This window comes from Bacillus cereus group sp. BfR-BA-01524 (genome assembly GCF_022662595.1).
GTDB lineage: Bacteria > Bacillota > Bacilli > Bacillales > Bacillaceae_G > Bacillus_A > Bacillus_A thuringiensis_S.
This window is the reverse complement of the sequence record NZ_JAKUDW010000063.1, coordinates 13841-30536: the sequence shown is the minus strand read 5'-3', so window position 1 is coordinate 30536 and position 16696 is coordinate 13841. Positions and strand designations below refer to the sequence as shown.

Below are 16696 nucleotides of genomic sequence, written 5' to 3'. Positions count from 1 at the left end.
GCTCTCAAGGTGGCAATGGCTCTGGTGGCAATGGCTCTGGTGGCAATGGCTCTGGTGGCAATGGCTCTGGTGGCAACGGCTCTCAAGGTGGCAATCGTGTTAAAGGCGATAGCAATTCTCAGAAGGACAACGGTTCTCAAGGTGGTAATGTAAAAGATAATACAAAAAAACAAGGTGATAAATTACCTAATACTGCAACGCATTACCCTATATCTATTTTAATGGGTCTTTCAACATTCCTAATTGGTATGTTACTGTTTATTCGTCGTAAAAACGTAAAATAAGAACAACATCCTTCCATCTAAAGAATACATGAAATACTGTATAAAACTAAAAAGGGCTTTGGATTGCATTTTATTATGCAGCCTAAAGTCCTTTTTATCACCTATCAAAAGAGTATTAATACGCTTTTCCCCAATACACCATTCGTTTAGCTTCTTTACCACAACAAATACATTCTTCAGCTAAATGCTCTTGCTCAAAAGGCATACAACGTGAAGATACTCCCACTTCTTCTTTTAGTTTCTCTTCACAAGCCAATTCCCCGCACCACATTGCTTTAATAAAGCCTTGCTTTTCGTCAGCTACTTTTTTCATCTCTTCGAAATTTGTCACAGCATACGTATTCTCATCGCGAAATGCTTTTGCTTTATTAAATAAAGAACTATGAATTTCTTCAAGTAATGCTGGAATACGTTCTTCTAATTGATCCATCGGTACAAACTCTTTTTCCTTCGTATCTCTTCTTACAAGTACAACTTGATTCTTTTCAATATCTTTAGGGCCAACTTCTAATCGAATTGGAATACCCTTCATTTCATACTCATTAAATTTCCAACCAGGCGTTTTATTACTAGCATCTATTTTTACTCGTGCAACCTTTTGAATATGTCCTTGTAACTCTGTTGCTTTTGCTAAAACTCCTTCTTTATGCTGAGCAATTGGTACAATAACAACTTGCACTGGAGCGACTTTTGGTGGCATTACAAGTCCATTATTATCGCTATGAACCATTATTAGCCCGCCTATCATTCTTGTTGATACACCCCAAGATGTTTGGTGCACATATTGCCATTTACCGTTACGATCTAAAAACTTAATATCAAATGCTTCTGAGAAATTCGTCCCAAAGTTATGAGAGGTTCCTGTTTGAAGCGCTTTTCCATCATGCATTAAACTTTCAATTGTATAAGTTTCCTTTGCTCCAGCAAACTTCTCTTTTTCTGTTTTTTGTCCTTTAATAACTGGTATCGCTAAATAATCCTCACAGAAAGAAGCATATAAGTTTAAAATATTTAATGTTTCAGCCTGCGATTCTTCTGCCGTTTCATGGATTGTATGACCCTCTTGCCATAAAAATTCAGTCGTACGAAGGAATGGTCTAGTTGTCTTCTCCCAACGAACTACTGAACACCACTGATTATATAACTTTGGCAAATCATTATAGGATTGCACAATTTTTGAAAAGTGCTCACAGAATAAAGTTTCAGATGTAGGACGTACACAAAGTCTTTCCGCTAACTTTTCATCCCCGCCATGCGTAACCCATGCTACTTCAGGAGCAAATCCTTCAACATGATCCTTCTCTTTTTGCAATAAACTCTCTGGGATAAACATTGGCATATATACATTTTCATGGCCAGTTTCTTTTAACTTCTCATCCATCACCTTCTGCATATTCTCCCATAAGGCATAACCATACGGACGTAAAATCATGCACCCTTTTACACTTGAATAATCAACAAGTTCGGCTTTTTTTACAATATCGGTATACCACTGCGCAAAGTCCTCTTCCATCTTCGTAATGGCTTGCACTTGTTCTTTTGCCATAGTCAGTCTTCCTCCTTCTAGAAAATACAAAAAAGCCCGCGTCCCTAAATAGGGACCGAGCTTTGCCGGCGTTACCACCCTGATTCATGCACAAAAATTGCGCATGCTCTCTTTTTGATAACGGGAAATTCCCGCTGCATATGCAGAACTCAAAGGCAGGTTCCATATTGCCTTTTTAAGAATCTTTCAGCCTGGCGGATTCTCTCTCTGCTAAAAAGGTTGAATATGTACTAGTCCTTTTTCATCGTTATAACGAAATAAATTTGTTGATTATCATAATACAAATTCTTTTTTAAAACAATAGCTAATTTTCTTATTATTATATATTCTTTTCATTTTTTACAGTTTTATACGTAGCTTTTTCGAGAGATTTTTACAAGTTGATGTGCAATCATACCAATAAGTGTACCTAGTAGAACGAAGAAACCAATAAATCCATATCCCATTCCTTCCCACCCACCAATAACCATCATGGTAACAGGAAATGATGCTAAGCAAAGAAGTATTACAATCAGTGCAAATATAATATCAAACTGTTTGTCTGGAAAACGTTTCTTTAGTAAATATGAAATAGCAAATACAAGGAGAATTGTGATGCCACCAATGATGTAAAATATACCGAATCCATCTAACCAGTCCATACTATTCCCTCCGTCCGTAGATTCCCTTATACTTATTATATGTTTAATTTTTCTGAAAATAAACAATAAATTTTATTCGAAAACATATTTTTATTACTAGGTATTAATAGTAATATATAAGAATAGGTTTTATATAATTAGGAGGATTACTTTATGGATAAAGCATTAACGAATCGTGTCATTATTTTATCATTCGACTGTTTATCAGCTTTAGATTTTCCTATACTACAAAAACTACCTCATTTCCAATCTCTAATAAAAAAGGGCACGGTTGTCGAAAAAGTAGAACCAATTTATCCTTCTGTAACATATCCAAGCCACTCAACAATCGTAACCGGTAATTACCCTAACAAGCACGGTGTTGTTAGTAATACGTTACTTCAACCAGGACGTGAATCACCTGATTGGCATTGGTACCGAAAATCGATAAAAGGAACAACATTGTATGATGAAGCGCGTAAAGCAAATTTAACGACAGCTGCCCTTCTATGGCCTGTTACTGGGAGAGCAAACATTGATTACAATTTACCAGAAATTTTCCCCAATAGACCGTGGCAAAATCAAGTGTTAGTTTCCTTATTTAGCGGTAGCCCACTATACCAATTAGATTTAAATCGTCGTTTCGGCCATATAAGAAATGGTTTATCACAACCAGAGCTGGATGATTTCGTCCTCGCCTCTGCTGTACACACCATTCAGACGAAAAAGCCTAATGTTATGTTCGTACATTTCACTGATTTAGACACGCAAAGACATTATCATGGCTTTGAATCTAACGAAACAATAGCTGCAATTCATAGACATGATGAGCGGCTAGGGAAAATTATTCAAACTTTAAAAGACAGTGACCTATACGAAGAGAGTACAATTATCGCTCTTGGTGACCATAGCGCTTTAAGTGAAAACAAAGCAATTCAATTAAATGTGCTATTCCAACAAAAAGGCCTCGTATCTATAAATAAAAAAGGGCTATTAGTAGATTGGAAGGCCTATTGTCAAAGTTGCGACGGGTCTGCCTATGTATATGTGAAAGACAAAAATGATACGGATACAATTCGAGAAGTACAACTACTCCTTGAAGAACTGCTGCAAAATAAACAGAATGGAATTGAATTTATACTTCATGATGAAGCTGCGAAAGACTGCGGTGCAGATGGTAATTGTTTATTTATGTTAGAAGCGCAAGAGGGGTATTATTTCACTGAAAACTATACAGGAGATTTTATAAAAGAAATTACTGAAAAAGATGTTACGCCTAGTAAAAAATATACATTTGGTACGCATGGATACTCTCCAACAAAACCTAACTATGAAACAATTTTTATCGCTGCTGGAAAAGGAATAAAAACCGGCGTTACCGTCCCGTATATGAGACTTATTGATGAAGGTCCAACTATCGCTAGACTACTCGGTTTACACTTAGGCGAAACAGACGGATCAATTGTAGAGGATTTACTCCAATTGTAAAGAACTGTGTATATATGTAAAAGTTCTGTAAAAATCATCACTGTTTCTCTTTTTATAATTTTTATTTTTGTACACTGTTAGTAGAACAAATTTAAGGAGGAACACTATATGAAAAAAATGTCCAGACAAGAAAAAAGCTGGATATTATACGATTGGGCGAACTCGGTATATTCGCTCGTCATTACAACTGCATTATTTCCAATTTACTTTAAAGCAGCTGCAAAAGAAGCCGGGCTATCTGGTGCAACTTCAACAGCATATTGGGGATATGCAAACTCGTTTGCTACACTTTTAATTTCTATACTTGCTCCTATTCTCGGCACAGTTGCTGATTATAAAGGATTTAAAAAACGATTTTTCACATTCTTCTTTGGACTTGGTATCGTATTTACAAGTATGTTAGCAGTCGTTCCAACATCTCAATGGTACTTATTATTAGGATGCTATATGCTCGCATTAGTTGGTTTTGCTGGGGCAAACATTTTTTATGATGCATTTTTAGTAGATGTCACTTCTGAAGATAGAATGGATCGAATTTCTACAAGAGGTTTCGCTTTAGGCTATATTGGGAGTACTATTCCTTTTATCGGTTGTATCGCTCTTATTATTCTTGCTCAAAAAGGAACTATCCCTTTATCAGTTGGCATTGCTAGTCAAATTTCATTCGCGATAACTGCTCTTTGGTGGGGGTTATTTACAATTCCAATGCTTAAAAACGTAGAGCAAACACACTATATTGAGCGTCATCCAAGACCTATTAAAATGAGCTTCAAACGTCTTGCTGATACTTTTAAAAATATTAAAGAATATAAAACTGTATTTATGTTTCTAATTGCTTACTTTTTCTATATTGACGGAGTCGATACAATTATTACTATGTCTACAGCTTACGGAACCGATCTCGGTATTAGTGCAACGAATCTATTAATCATATTATTTGTAACACAAATTGTCGCTTGTCCATTTGCGTTACTATATGGAAAACTATCTGAAACATTTACTGGTAAAAAAATGTTATATGTCGGTATCATTATTTATATCATTATTTGCACATATGCTTATTTTTTAAAAACGACACTTGATTTTTGGATTTTAGCAATGTTAGTTGCTACATCTCAAGGTGGTATTCAAGCACTAAGTCGTTCATACTTTGCAAAACTAGTACCAAAAGAATCTGCTAATGAGTTCTTCGGATTTTATAATATCTTTGGTAAGTTCGCCGCAATTATGGGCCCGGTATTAGTCGGTGTTACAACGCAATTAACAGGAAAAACAAACGCTGGTGTTCTTAGTATTATTGTATTGTTTATTATCGGTGGATTCTTACTCACTAGAGTTCCAGAAAATAATACATCCGTTACACCACCTAGTCCAAAGACTAAAACGCTATAAGAAAAGATCCTCTTCTCATAAGAAGAGGATCTTTTTTATTTTTAACGGTGCGCCTTATAATGAACGACTCTACTGCTTGTACAAAAATAATTTATCAACAGTTGTTCCTAATACTTCAGCTAAACGGAATGCTAACGCTAAGCTTGGATCATATTTATTATTCTCAATTGCATTTATCGTTTGTCTAGAAACCTTGCATTTATCAGCTAATGCGCCTTGTGAAATATTATTTTCAGTGCGTAATTCATAGATTTGATTTTTCACACCATTGCTCCTAACCTGTAAAATCGTTTTTACAACATCAGTATATAATTGGCTCATATAGTTGTCAAAAGTTCCTCAAAAAAAAGAGAGCAATTTTGCTCCCTTAAAATAGTTATTTCGAAGCTAACGAATTTGTTAGTTCCTCTTTATTAGCGACAGCTTCTTTCTTTATTTGCATACGTAGAACTGGCCCTATCGCTAATAAAATAAGTGCCATCGCTATACAAAACACAGTAACTAGTGAAGTTAGTTCCTTTAATCCTCCAGCTAGTGAAGTTCCAATTAACATTGCCCCCATAAACAGTGGTAAAATCGTCCCATTTACTCTTCCAACCATATTTTCTGGTACAAGTTGAATCATAAGCGTACCGACAACGATATTAACACAAGCTAAACAAATACCTGTTCCAAATCTCATGAAACTAGTAATCCAAAATGATGTAGATAGCCCTTCTACTAAAAATGACATCGCTAATATACTCATACCGAATACAAACATCTTTTTCGGATTCACTTTTGAAGCGAAAACTGCAGCAACAATACCACCGATTAACATACCTATTCCGTCAGCTGCCGCTAAATATTGAACAGCTTCTTTTTCCATGCCTAAACGTTCAATTACAAGGAATACTTCTAATGGATTCGTTAATCCAACAGCTAAACCCATAATTGTAAAAGTGATCGTAATCATACGTAAATTTTTCGTGTGAAGAACGTATTTCCATCCTTCTTTTATATCATTTTTTAATGAATCTCTTGCCACTTGCTCTTGTTCAACCCATTTTGGTAAAAATGAAAGGATGATAGCCGATAACAAAAATAGAATGATTAAGCTATATAGTGATGTAAATAAGCCAAGTTGTGTATACACAATTGATCCTACAACTGGCCCAAAAATCATAAATAAGGACTGTAATGTTTGATTAAATGCAATCGCATTTGCTACCTCTTCTTCCTTTACATAGCGCTTAAATATACGCGACGATGACGGCTGAGAAAACTGCCCTACAATCGCGGAAATGAGTGTTGCAAAAAATATAGCCTGCCAATAATCAAATTTTAACAATACGACAATTCCTATAATAGACAGTACACTTAACACATCTCCAGCAACCATTGTTCTTTTCGGATTCCAACGATCTGCTAATGCACCACCAATGAACGAGAAAATAAAGATAGGTGCATACTCCATGACAGATAATAGAGACACTGAAACTGGATCATTATTTGTCCGCTCCATTATGAAATATAAAAGAGCCATATTTCTAATCCAAATTGCAAATTGTTGTAAAATATCAGATACCATAACGAGCATAAATGCTCGGTTTTTAAATAAAGCTTTCACTTTCATTCTCCTTCCATAAACCGACCGTTCGGTCTAATTTATTTTGTAAGAAAAGCAACTGACTTATTATTCAGCTGCCATTCCTTTTAACAATACATCTATTGCCTTTTTATAAATACGTTTCAGCTCTTTATAATCTAACTCGTAGTAAAGTACTCCAAGCCCTGATAATAATCCGTTCACAATATACATAAGATCACGAGCATTATCTTCACGGAACTCTCCAGACTGTATACCTGCTTCAATTAATTTCTCAAACATAACATATGATTCTCTAGTTAAAGCTAACAGTTCCTCCAGAATCTCTTTACTTACAACTTGGCTCATAGAGAATTCCTCTATTGCACTTGAAATTGGTTGCTGTATGTCCTCTACATGATATTCCGCGAGACCATATAGTTTTTCAGTACTAGTGCTATACAACTTCTCTTTTTCATTCCATTTTTCAACCCAATCATACGTATGCTGTTTCACTACAAATAAAAATAATTCTTCTTTACTTTTAAAGTGATAATAAATGCTTCCTTTACTTCGCTCTGTAATTTCACAAATCTCTTCCATAGATGTAGCTGCATAGCCCTTCTGTGAAAATAGACTTTCTGCTTTATATGCAATTTCTTTCTTTATCTCTTCTGCGCTTCTTCTCATATTCACACCTCTTTAAACCAACCGTTCAGTCTAATGATAACAAATCAAAAACCTCTATCGCAAGAGGCTATATTCCTTATTTAAGAAAACGTACTTTCAAACCAAGTTCGAATCATATGTATTGTTCCAAATTTAAATGCTAATTTAACAAGAATTACACCTCCCGCAGCTAATAAAAACAACACTACTTTCCCCTTATTTTTCACTTTCGGTTCCCTTTTCATTTCCATTCCCCTTAGTATGTTAAAAATATTAATCAAACGTTTGTTTAAATGTGTTTATGCATATGTAAGCCGACTAATCAAACGTTTGTTTAAAAAGAAATACGCCTATATAAGGCGCATTTTCATCAATCACCACCGCCGCCACCGCAGCTTCCTCCGCTATCTCCCCCAAAAGACCCTCCACAATCATGTGAACCACCATCATGCGAGCTATCATTATCAGATCCAGCAAAGAAAAATAATGGTGATGAGCTGTTAGATGAATTATGAATGTTATTTTGTTTTGTAAGATTTACCTTCTTTTTGTTCGATCGAACTGCTGTTACGATTATTCCAACTACAACAAATAATAGTATGACAATAATAAATTCCATATAAAAGCCTCCCTTATTCCTCGAATAATTGAATGGTTCTCTCTAGATTTTCAAGTGAAATGAAGCGCGATTCTCGAAGGATCTCTTTTCCATTATAAAATAATAAAATTGTCGGTCCTGTAAATACGGCATATCGCCCCGCAATCTCTTGCATGTCTTGTAGTAATATCTCTATTTTCTCTACGTAATCATAATTCTCTAATACGCAATTTACTTTTCTTACCATAACATCACAAACACCACAATTTTCCGTTTTAATAAACAGAAGTACCAATTGTTGTTCTTCGATATAGGTCGCTAATTCTTCTATCGTTTTAAATGTAGTCATCTTATCCCTCTTAGCGTAATTTACGAAATACTTTGTCTTGATACATACGAAAAGCTGAACTATCTTTAATCTTTCTCTTTTCCATTACCTGCTGAAAACGAAGCGTTTTTACTGTTAACTCTTCTCTTAATATCTTTCTCTCTTCTTCATCATAACAGCAAGCAATTAGATCCTCTATTTTTAATATATCTTTTTGTAGTTCCATTTCTGGTGGAATCATTCCCGCATTTTTTAAAATTTTATAGCTCATTCTAAGTTCTGGAGGTACCATTGAAAAATCTTCTAATTGTAGTGGTTTTCCTTTTCCCGGAAGATAATCAAGATCACCATTCCGTATTGCTTTTCGAATTTTTTCTTCAGCAATGTTCAAAAACACATCCACACTATTCCCTCCTTTACATATTTTTACTATTATTTTACATGATATTTCCTTATCTTTCTACGTCTTTAATAATTGGCTCCATACAATTTTTTCTCAAATTTATTTATAATGAGCTATTTCCTCCCATACCGATCTTTCGTTTTCATATATAGTTTGTATTCAAGCCTTTTTGTATTGAGAAAGTCTTTTACAACTGAATAAAGCGTTTACACTAAATCTTACATTTGTTACGATTTAATCACCCCCAGCTCCCTTGTATAGACTTCGTGATGTCTGATCATTTTATCTAGACGTTTCATACGTCTAGATTCATTTTGATTTATTGGCGTATGCCTTTAAATATATCTTTTATTTTGAAAGGAGAAATGGCTATGAGGTCTCAAAAATTCACACTGCTATTACTATCTCTACTACTTTTCTTACCTCTTTTTCTCACAAATTTTATTACTCCAAATCTCGCATTAGCAGATTCACCAAAGCAAAGTCAAAAAATTGTTGGGTACTTTCCTTCGTGGGGCGTTTACGGACGTAATTATCAAGTTGCTGACATTGATGCATCAAAACTTACTCACCTTAACTATGCTTTCGCGGATATTTGTTGGAATGGAAAACACGGAAACCCTTCTACTCATCCTGATAATCCAAATAAACAAACGTGGAACTGTAAAGAATCTGGTGTACCATTGCAAAATAAAGAGGTTCCTAATGGTACTCTCGTACTCGGGGAACCATGGGCTGATGTTACCAAATCGTATCCTGGCTCAGGGACAACTTGGGAAGATTGCGATAAATATGCCCGTTGCGGAAATTTCGGAGAACTAAAACGATTAAAAGCTAAATATCCTCACTTAAAAACAATTATTTCCGTTGGTGGCTGGACTTGGTCTAACCGCTTTTCTGATATGGCCGCTGATGAAAAAACAAGAAAAATATTTGCTGAATCTACAGTAGCTTTTCTTCGCGCATATGGGTTTGATGGCGTAGATTTAGACTGGGAATATCCGGGCGTTGAAACGATTCCTGGTGGTAGTTATCGTCCTGAAGATAAACAAAATTTCACTCTTCTTCTTCAAGACGTCCGAAATGCTTTGAATAAAGCAGGTACTGAAGATGGCAAACAATATTTACTAACAATCGCTTCAGGTGCAAGCCAACGCTACGCTGATCATACAGAGCTAAAGAAAATTTCTCAAATACTCGATTGGATTAATATTATGACATATGATTTCCACGGCGGATGGGAAGCTACTTCTAATCATAATGCAGCTCTATATAAGGATCCAAATGACCCAGCAGCAAATACGAATTTTTACGTAGATGGCGCTATAAATGTTTATACAAATGAAGGTGTTCCAGTCGATAAACTAGTATTAGGCGTACCCTTTTACGGACGTGGCTGGAAAAGTTGTGGAAAAGAGAATAACGGACAATATCAACCTTGCAAACCAGGTAGTGATGGGAAACTTGCTTCTAAAGGTACTTGGGATGATTATTCTACCGGTGACACAGGTGTGTATGATTACGGTGATTTAGCAGCCAATTACGTTAATAAAAATGGTTTTGTACGCTACTGGAATGACACAGCTAAAGTCCCTTACTTATATAATACGACTACAGGCACATTTATTAGCTACGATGACAATGAATCTATGAAATATAAAACAGACTATATAAAGACGAAAGGTTTAAGTGGAGCAATGTTTTGGGAACTAAGCGGGGATTGCCGTACAAGTCCAAAATATAGTTGTAGTGGCCCAAAATTACTTGATACGCTAGTAAAAGAATTACTTGGTGGACCTATTAGTCAAAAAGATACTGAGCCACCAACGAATGTTAAAAACATTGTAGTTACGAATAAAAATTCAAACTCAGTTCAATTAAACTGGACTGCATCTACTGATAACGTAGCAGTTACGGAATATGAAATTACTGCTGGAGAAGAGAAATGGAGTACAACAACCAATAGCATTACAATTAAAAACTTAAAACCTAATACTGAATACGCATTTTCAGTAATTGCTAAAGATGCTGCTGGAAATAAATCACACCCTACCACTCTTACCGTCAAAACGGATGAAGCTAATACAACACCTCCTGATGGAAATGGCACTGCTACATTTTCAGTCACTTCGAATTGGGGAAGCGGTTATAACTTCTCGATTATAATTAAAAATAACGGAACGACTCCAATTAAAAATTGGAAATTAGAATTTGATTATAGCGGCAATTTAACACAAGTTTGGGATTCTAAAATTAGTAGTAAAACAAATAATCATTATGTAATTACGAACGCAGGATGGAATGGCGAAATTCCTCCTGGTGGATCTATTACAATTGGTGGTGCAGGAACGGGTAATCCTGCCGAACTTTTAAATGCCGTCATTAGCGAAAACTAGACGTAATATCCATTAATTATTTCACTAAAGTTTGAATTTAGGTTTGAGCAATACCTCCTAAATTCAAACTTTTAATTTTATGAAAAATCAAAATATCATATTAACCTATTATAATTATATCTAGTTTCTAATATGAAGTTTATATGAAGTTCATTTGAATTTTACATGAATTTCCTTTAATTTCTATTGTCTTCCTATAATATCCACATTATCCTTTACATATAGGAATTATTTTCATTCCATTTCGAGCTATCTATATATACAAAGAAAGATAGTCACCTGTTAGGGAAAGGCTTTCGTATTATTATAAATATAACAAAAGAAAAAGCACGCTTATAAGCGCACCATAAGAGTGCTTCTTCATACAATTCTCATGTAAGAGTTCTCGAAAATCATGTTAATCACAAAGAAAAGGCATTAGCTCATAAAAGCTAATGCCTTTTCTTTATTCATATTGTTCAGCATTCCAATCTTCTATATTCCATACTTTTGTTATCCACGATTCATAGAAAGAAGGTTCATGTGAGACAATTAAAACTGTTCCTGTGTATTGTTGTAACGCTTCCTGTAAAGCCATCTTAGTTTCTACATCCAAATGATTAGTCGGTTCGTCTAAAATTAAAACATTGCTTTTCGTTACGATAAGTTCACATAAACGCACTTTCGTTTGCTCTCCACCGCTTAATAAACGAATAGGTTTTAATACGTGTTCTTCTTTCAATCCACACTTCGCTAATGCTTGGCGCACTTCTTTCTTTGTCATATCTGGTCGTTCTGCCCAAACTTTCTCTAATGGTGTTATTTCTGAAGCAAACTCTTCCTGTGCAAAATAAGCTGGACTCACTCGGTCCCCAACAAAAATTGAGCCGCTTAGCGGCTTTATTTGACCTAATAACGTTTTTAATATTGTCGTTTTTCCAATACCATTATGACCAACAATAGCTATCTTGTCTCCTTTCTTCACTTGTAAATTCAAGTCTGGAAATAACGGCTCACTATAACCCACTCTTAGTTTCTCAGCCTGTAATATACGACTTACTGGTTCATTATAAACAGTAAAAGCAAAACGGGACTGAGGCACATTATTTACCTTTTCAACCCTTTGCATTTTCTCTAATACTTTCTCTCGACTTTTTGCCTGTTTTGCTTTTCGAATTTTATTTTTTTGAATAAATGTTTCTAACTGAGCAATTTCTTTTTGTTGTTTCACATACGCCGATTGTAATTGTTTCCTTTGCAATTGATAACTTTGTAAAAACTTTTCATAATCCCCTACATACCGCTTAACTTTTCGTTCTTCTAGATGGTAAATGACATTCGTAATATTGTTCAAAAATACTTCGTCATGCGAAATGATAATATAAGCTTTTTCGTACAGTTTCAAGTACGATTGCAACCATTCTATATGTGCTGTATCTAAATAGTTTGTTGGTTCATCTAGCAATAAAACATCAGCTTTTTCTAGAAGAAGCTTTCCTAGTAATAGCTTTGTCCGCTGTCCTCCACTTAACTTTGAAACATCCTTTTCCAATCCTATTTCAAACAGCCCTAAACCAATTGCTACTTCTTCAATTTCTGTATGAATTTGATAGAAATTAGAGTTTTCCAATATAGTTTGTAACTCTCCATACCTTACTAACAATTTTTCTACTTCTACTGCCTCAGTCATCTCTTTTGCAATTTTTAACATTTCGTATTCAATTGCATACAAGTTAGAAAATGCACTTTGCAAGTATCCTTCAATTGTTATCCCTTCTTGTAAATCTATATGCTGCTGCAAAAATCCAACCTTCACATGTGGAAACCATTCAATGTTCCCATCATCATGTATAAGTTCTCCTGTTAAAATTCTTAACAGTGTTGATTTTCCAATCCCATTTTTCCCTACTAACCCAACATGCTCCCCCTTTAATAATCGAAAGCATGCATTATATAAGATGGTTTTCTCACCATACGAATGATTTAAATTTTCTACTGTTAATATACTCATTTTTTTCTCTCCTTTACTTATCGTCCATAAGCTAAATAGAGAGACCAACAGTATGAAGCCTTATTTAATTATGCATATAAAAATGGGTAAGGTGAATACACCTTACCCATTACATATTATCGTAAAAAAGGATTAAGGTTCTTTACCTGCTGTCTTCAATTTAGCTTAATCTTAAAAAATAGGCAGACTTCTCCCATATCAAGCTAAAACCATTTGAAGAACAGTTGATAAAGTCATTTTATCCTTTCACTCCTTTAACATTTGTTATATTAAGAGTATAAACTACTCTGTTATATTCTATTCTCTATTTTTCCTTTTGTTCCTTCTCCACTTTTTCATATTCTAAAAAAAAGCCCCTTAACAGTAATTATATCAAAAACTGTTAAAAGGCTTTTTCTATTTTTTCATATAAGGAGCTAACACACTTAAAATCTCTTCCTTATCCTTTTTTAACTCGAGTGATGTTAACATATCCATCGTTCTCGGCCTAGGTAATTTCACTTGTACCTCGCCAACTATTGATGCTGGTCTTTGAGATAAAATAAATACGCGATCCGAAAGCAAGATTGCCTCATCCAAGTCATGTGTAACCATAACGATTGTTTGCTTCTCTTGGTGCCAAGAGTTTAAAAGCCAACTGTGTACTTCCATTTTTGTAAATGCATCTAACTTTCCAAAAGGCTCATCAAGTAGCATAATTGGCTTTTCACATAAATATGTGCGAAGAAAACTAATTCTTTGGCGCATACCACCAGACAATTCGTCTGGATAATGATTTGCATATTCATCTAACTCAAACTGCTTTAATGCTTCCATTCCTTCTGTTAGTCTTTGTTTTTTCGGTTTCCCTTCGATTTCCAATGGTAGAACGATATTTTGCAAAGCCGATCTCCACGGTAGTAATAAATCTTGTTGTGGCATATAACTAACAACATCTTGCTCTTGTACTTGCTTATCGTTATATGTTACGTTCCCACTTGTTGGATTTTCAACATTTGCAATCATATTTAATAATGTGCTTTTCCCGCAACCACTCGGGCCTACAAAAGAAACAAACTCTCCCTCTTGTATAGAGGCACTAATATTCTCTAATACATTCTTTCCATCGAAAGATTTCACTATATTTTTTATTTGTAATCCGCTCATTTTTCACTTGGAAGGAATTCATTTGTAAAAGCATCTTTTACATCGATTTTCTTTTTAATAACTTTGTTATCATATAAGAAATTCATGTAATTCGTCCAAATTTCTTCCTTCTGTACTCCCCATGCTTTAGCATCATCTTGATACTTCGTACTTAACCATTTCTGGCTTTCTTGAACTAAATCTTTATTTACATCTGGAACAGCTTTAATTAGAAGATCAGCAGCTTCTTTCGGTTCCTTAATTGCAAAATTATAACCTTCTGTCGTTGCACTCATAAACTTTTTCACAAAGTCTTTATCTTGCTTCGTATGTTTTTCACTCGTAATAATAACAGGACTATAGAAATCAAGCGCTGGATCTAAGTCCTTCACCATAATCGTATTTAACTCTTTTCCTTGACGCTTCGCTTCAATACCATCCCAACCGTAATAAATCCATTCGAAATCTGCATCACGGCCGATTGATTTAAAGAAATCTGTTTGTCCTAAGATAATTTTTTCAACTTTATTAAAATCAGCTTGATGCTTATCCATAATCGTCTTTAATGTCGCTTCTTCCGCTGGTCCTCCCCAGCCGCCATAACGTTTACCTTCAAAAGCTTTCGGTGACGTCATATTATCTTTCTTAAGCGATGCAAAAGCTGAAGTGTTATGCTGAATAATCGCGCCTACAGACACAACAGGGATCCCTTCCACACGAGCTAACGTTACATTTTCTTGTGCGCTTATTGCGAAGTCAGCTTTTCCTGATGCTATCATTTGCTCTGCTGTTACATTGTCACCTGGTTGAATAATTTCTACATCTAATCCTTGCTTTTTGTAATAATCTTTCGCTTGCGCTACATATAAGCCAGTATGATTCGTATTTGGAAACCAATCTAATACTACTTTTACTTTTTGATCTTTACTTGCGCTTTCTTCTTTCTTCGCCGGATTACATCCAGCCACACCTACTGCTAATAAGGCAGCTAACATAACTTTTAAACCTTTTTTCATTTTCTGCCGTCCTTTCTATATATCCATGGTGCTGTTATTCTTGCCATAAACTCTACGATAAAATACAGGCATAATGTCACCATAACGATGATTGCTGCAACACCAAATACTCGGGCAGTCAAAAAGGATTTTGTAGCCCTCGTAAGCATAATCCCTAATCCTTCACTTGCACCGAGCCATTCTCCGATAATTGCCCCCATTACGCTATATGTAACTGCAATTTTTAAACCTGAGAAAAAGTATGGGAGCACTGCTGGAAATTTTACTTTCTGGTAAACTTGCCACTTTGTCGCCTTCATTGTTTGTAACAGCTTCAACATGTTTTTATCTACTGTTTGAAAACCTTCTAAAATACTAAGCGCAATTGGGAAGAAACAAACGAGTATTACGACCATTACTTTTGGCAACATCCCATATCCAAACCAAATAATAAATAGCGGTGCAAGTACAACGATTGGAATTGTTTGCGAAATAACGAGCAATGGATTTATTAAAATACGAAATAACGGTATAACGTCCATAATAATTGCGATGCTCGTCCCCAATAAAATTGCAAAGAATAGTCCAATTATAACTTCCTGCAGTGTTTGCATCGTATTTGGTAATAGTAAATCTTTCATCCCAATTAATTCTTGAACAATGGCAGAAGGCTTTGGTAAAATCCACGGTTCGATTTTAAATAATGAAACAGATCCTTCCCATATTGCAATGAGAAGGATAAGCCAAATAGTTGTAATAAGTTTAGATTGCTTCTGGTTTTTCATATTCATCACGGTACTTCCAAACCTTTTCATCTATTGTTACACCAGTGCTTGGACGATAATGGATTTTAATAGAAGTAATCACTTCTTCTGCTCCAGCATCGACGCAAGCTTGTTGCGCACGTTTAACGACATCAAGAAGTACATCTAATTCTCCTTCCAAAGTTGTTTCCATTGCCCCTACTTCATAACGAACTCCCGATTGTTGCACAACTTCAATTGCTTTATCGACAACAGAATATACATCTTTCGTTTTCGCTTGTGGTACTACTGAAAATGACATTGTAACTTGTTGTGACATAATAAAATCCCCCTTATAAAATTAAATTTCAAAAATAAGAAAAGGCTTTCCTACTGCGTAGGAAAGCCTTGTATGCAAGTTATTATAGAATAACATATGCTACATCACTTTAAGTAACTCCCTACGCTGGCATTATCCAGATCAGGTTGAGGGTCGATGTTTACTTACATCCTCTCAGCCAATTGGCTCCCCGGTCCTTAATTCGTTTTCAT

General features: G+C 35.1%; 18 protein-coding genes, 1 riboswitch and 1 other annotated feature. Of the genes, 4 read left to right on the top strand and 14 right to left on the bottom strand.

Annotated features, from left to right (window positions below; translation table 11 throughout):
• Positions 1-284, top strand: a 284-nt coding sequence (locus MR170_RS20765) for an LPXTG cell wall anchor domain-containing protein (RefSeq protein WP_242309090.1), incomplete at its 5' end; no start/stop codon positions are given.
• Positions 285-399: 115 nt separating this feature from the next.
• Here the strand turns inward: MR170_RS20765 and proS are convergent.
• Positions 400-1830 (bottom strand): proline--tRNA ligase, encoded by a 1431-nt coding sequence (gene proS / locus MR170_RS20760; protein WP_242309088.1) that lies wholly within the window; start codon positions 1828-1830, stop codon positions 400-402.
• 47 nt (positions 1831-1877) lie between these two features.
• Positions 1878-2084: a binding site (T-box leader), on the bottom strand.
• Between the two features lie 93 nt (positions 2085-2177).
• On the bottom strand, positions 2178-2471 hold the full coding sequence (locus MR170_RS20755; RefSeq protein WP_000383860.1) for a YesK-like family protein: 294 nt from the start codon (positions 2469-2471) through the stop codon (positions 2178-2180).
• Between the two features lie 153 nt (positions 2472-2624).
• Between MR170_RS20755 and MR170_RS20750 the strand changes: the two genes are divergently transcribed.
• Positions 2625-3938 carry an alkaline phosphatase family protein gene (locus MR170_RS20750; RefSeq protein WP_000356442.1) on the top strand — a complete coding sequence of 438 codons (1314 nt, stop codon included), beginning with the start codon at positions 2625-2627 and terminating at the stop codon, positions 3936-3938.
• A 108-nt stretch (positions 3939-4046) separates the two neighbouring features.
• Entirely contained in the window at positions 4047-5330 is a 1284-nt protein-coding gene (locus tag MR170_RS20745; RefSeq protein ID WP_000738820.1) for an MFS transporter, read from the top strand.
• A gap of 69 nt (positions 5331-5399) precedes the next feature.
• Here MR170_RS20745 and MR170_RS20740 read toward each other — a convergent pair whose 3' ends face one another.
• From MR170_RS20740 to MR170_RS20710, 7 genes are all read right to left on the bottom strand, one after another.
• Positions 5400-5651, bottom strand: a complete 252-nt coding sequence (locus MR170_RS20740; RefSeq protein WP_002023181.1) for a helix-turn-helix transcriptional regulator — start codon at positions 5649-5651, stop codon at positions 5400-5402.
• Between the two features lie 55 nt (positions 5652-5706).
• Positions 5707-6939 (bottom strand): MFS transporter, encoded by a 1233-nt coding sequence (locus MR170_RS20735; protein ID WP_242309087.1) that lies wholly within the window; start codon positions 6937-6939, stop codon positions 5707-5709.
• 66 nt (positions 6940-7005) lie between these two features.
• On the bottom strand, positions 7006-7587 hold the full coding sequence (locus tag MR170_RS20730) for a TetR/AcrR family transcriptional regulator (protein ID WP_242309085.1): 582 nt from the start codon (positions 7585-7587) through the stop codon (positions 7006-7008).
• Between the two features lie 80 nt (positions 7588-7667).
• On the bottom strand, positions 7668-7811 hold the full coding sequence (locus MR170_RS20725; RefSeq protein ID WP_000817985.1) for a hypothetical protein: 144 nt from the start codon (positions 7809-7811) through the stop codon (positions 7668-7670).
• A 125-nt stretch (positions 7812-7936) separates the two neighbouring features.
• Positions 7937-8185, bottom strand: a complete 249-nt coding sequence (locus MR170_RS20720) for a hypothetical protein (RefSeq protein WP_016083664.1) — start codon at positions 8183-8185, stop codon at positions 7937-7939.
• A gap of 13 nt (positions 8186-8198) precedes the next feature.
• The gene (locus MR170_RS20715; RefSeq protein WP_029441511.1) at positions 8199-8513 is read right to left on the bottom strand and encodes a thioredoxin family protein; all 315 of its coding nucleotides are present in this window, start codon (positions 8511-8513) and stop codon (positions 8199-8201) included.
• Positions 8514-8523: 10 nt separating this feature from the next.
• Positions 8524-8895, bottom strand: a complete 372-nt coding sequence (locus tag MR170_RS20710; protein WP_242309083.1) for a DnaJ family domain-containing protein — start codon at positions 8893-8895, stop codon at positions 8524-8526.
• Positions 8896-9266: 371 nt separating this feature from the next.
• On the opposite strand from MR170_RS20710, the gene MR170_RS20705 reads away from it, so the two are divergent.
• Positions 9267-11291: a glycosyl hydrolase family 18 protein gene (locus tag MR170_RS20705; RefSeq protein ID WP_242309081.1), complete on the top strand. Its 2025-nt coding sequence runs from the start codon at positions 9267-9269 to the stop codon at positions 11289-11291.
• 445 nt (positions 11292-11736) lie between these two features.
• Here the strand turns inward: MR170_RS20705 and MR170_RS20700 are convergent, their stop codons facing one another.
• The 5 genes from MR170_RS20700 to MR170_RS20680 all read right to left on the bottom strand — a co-directional run bounded on the left by MR170_RS20700 (position 11737) and on the right by MR170_RS20680 (position 16484).
• Complete coding sequence (locus MR170_RS20700; RefSeq protein WP_242309079.1) at positions 11737-13281, bottom strand: ABC-F family ATP-binding cassette domain-containing protein; 1545 nt, start codon at positions 13279-13281, stop codon at positions 11737-11739.
• Between the two features lie 396 nt (positions 13282-13677).
• The gene (locus MR170_RS20695) at positions 13678-14427 is read right to left on the bottom strand and encodes an ABC transporter ATP-binding protein (RefSeq protein WP_016083669.1); all 750 of its coding nucleotides are present in this window, start codon (positions 14425-14427) and stop codon (positions 13678-13680) included.
• The gene (locus MR170_RS20690) at positions 14424-15422 is read right to left on the bottom strand and encodes an ABC transporter substrate-binding protein (protein WP_016083670.1); all 999 of its coding nucleotides are present in this window, start codon (positions 15420-15422) and stop codon (positions 14424-14426) included. The genes MR170_RS20695 and MR170_RS20690 overlap by 4 nt, the downstream gene beginning before the upstream one ends.
• On the bottom strand, positions 15419-16192 hold the full coding sequence (locus MR170_RS20685; RefSeq protein ID WP_242309077.1) for an ABC transporter permease: 774 nt from the start codon (positions 16190-16192) through the stop codon (positions 15419-15421). The genes MR170_RS20690 and MR170_RS20685 overlap by 4 nt, the downstream gene beginning before the upstream one ends.
• A complete protein-coding gene (locus MR170_RS20680; RefSeq protein ID WP_016083672.1) occupies positions 16164-16484 on the bottom strand; it encodes an MTH1187 family thiamine-binding protein in 321 nt (106 codons plus the stop codon). The genes MR170_RS20685 and MR170_RS20680 overlap by 29 nt, the downstream gene beginning before the upstream one ends.
• 101 nt (positions 16485-16585) lie before the next feature.
• Positions 16586-16687, bottom strand: a riboswitch (TPP riboswitch).
• Between the last annotated feature and the right edge of the window lie 9 nt (positions 16688-16696).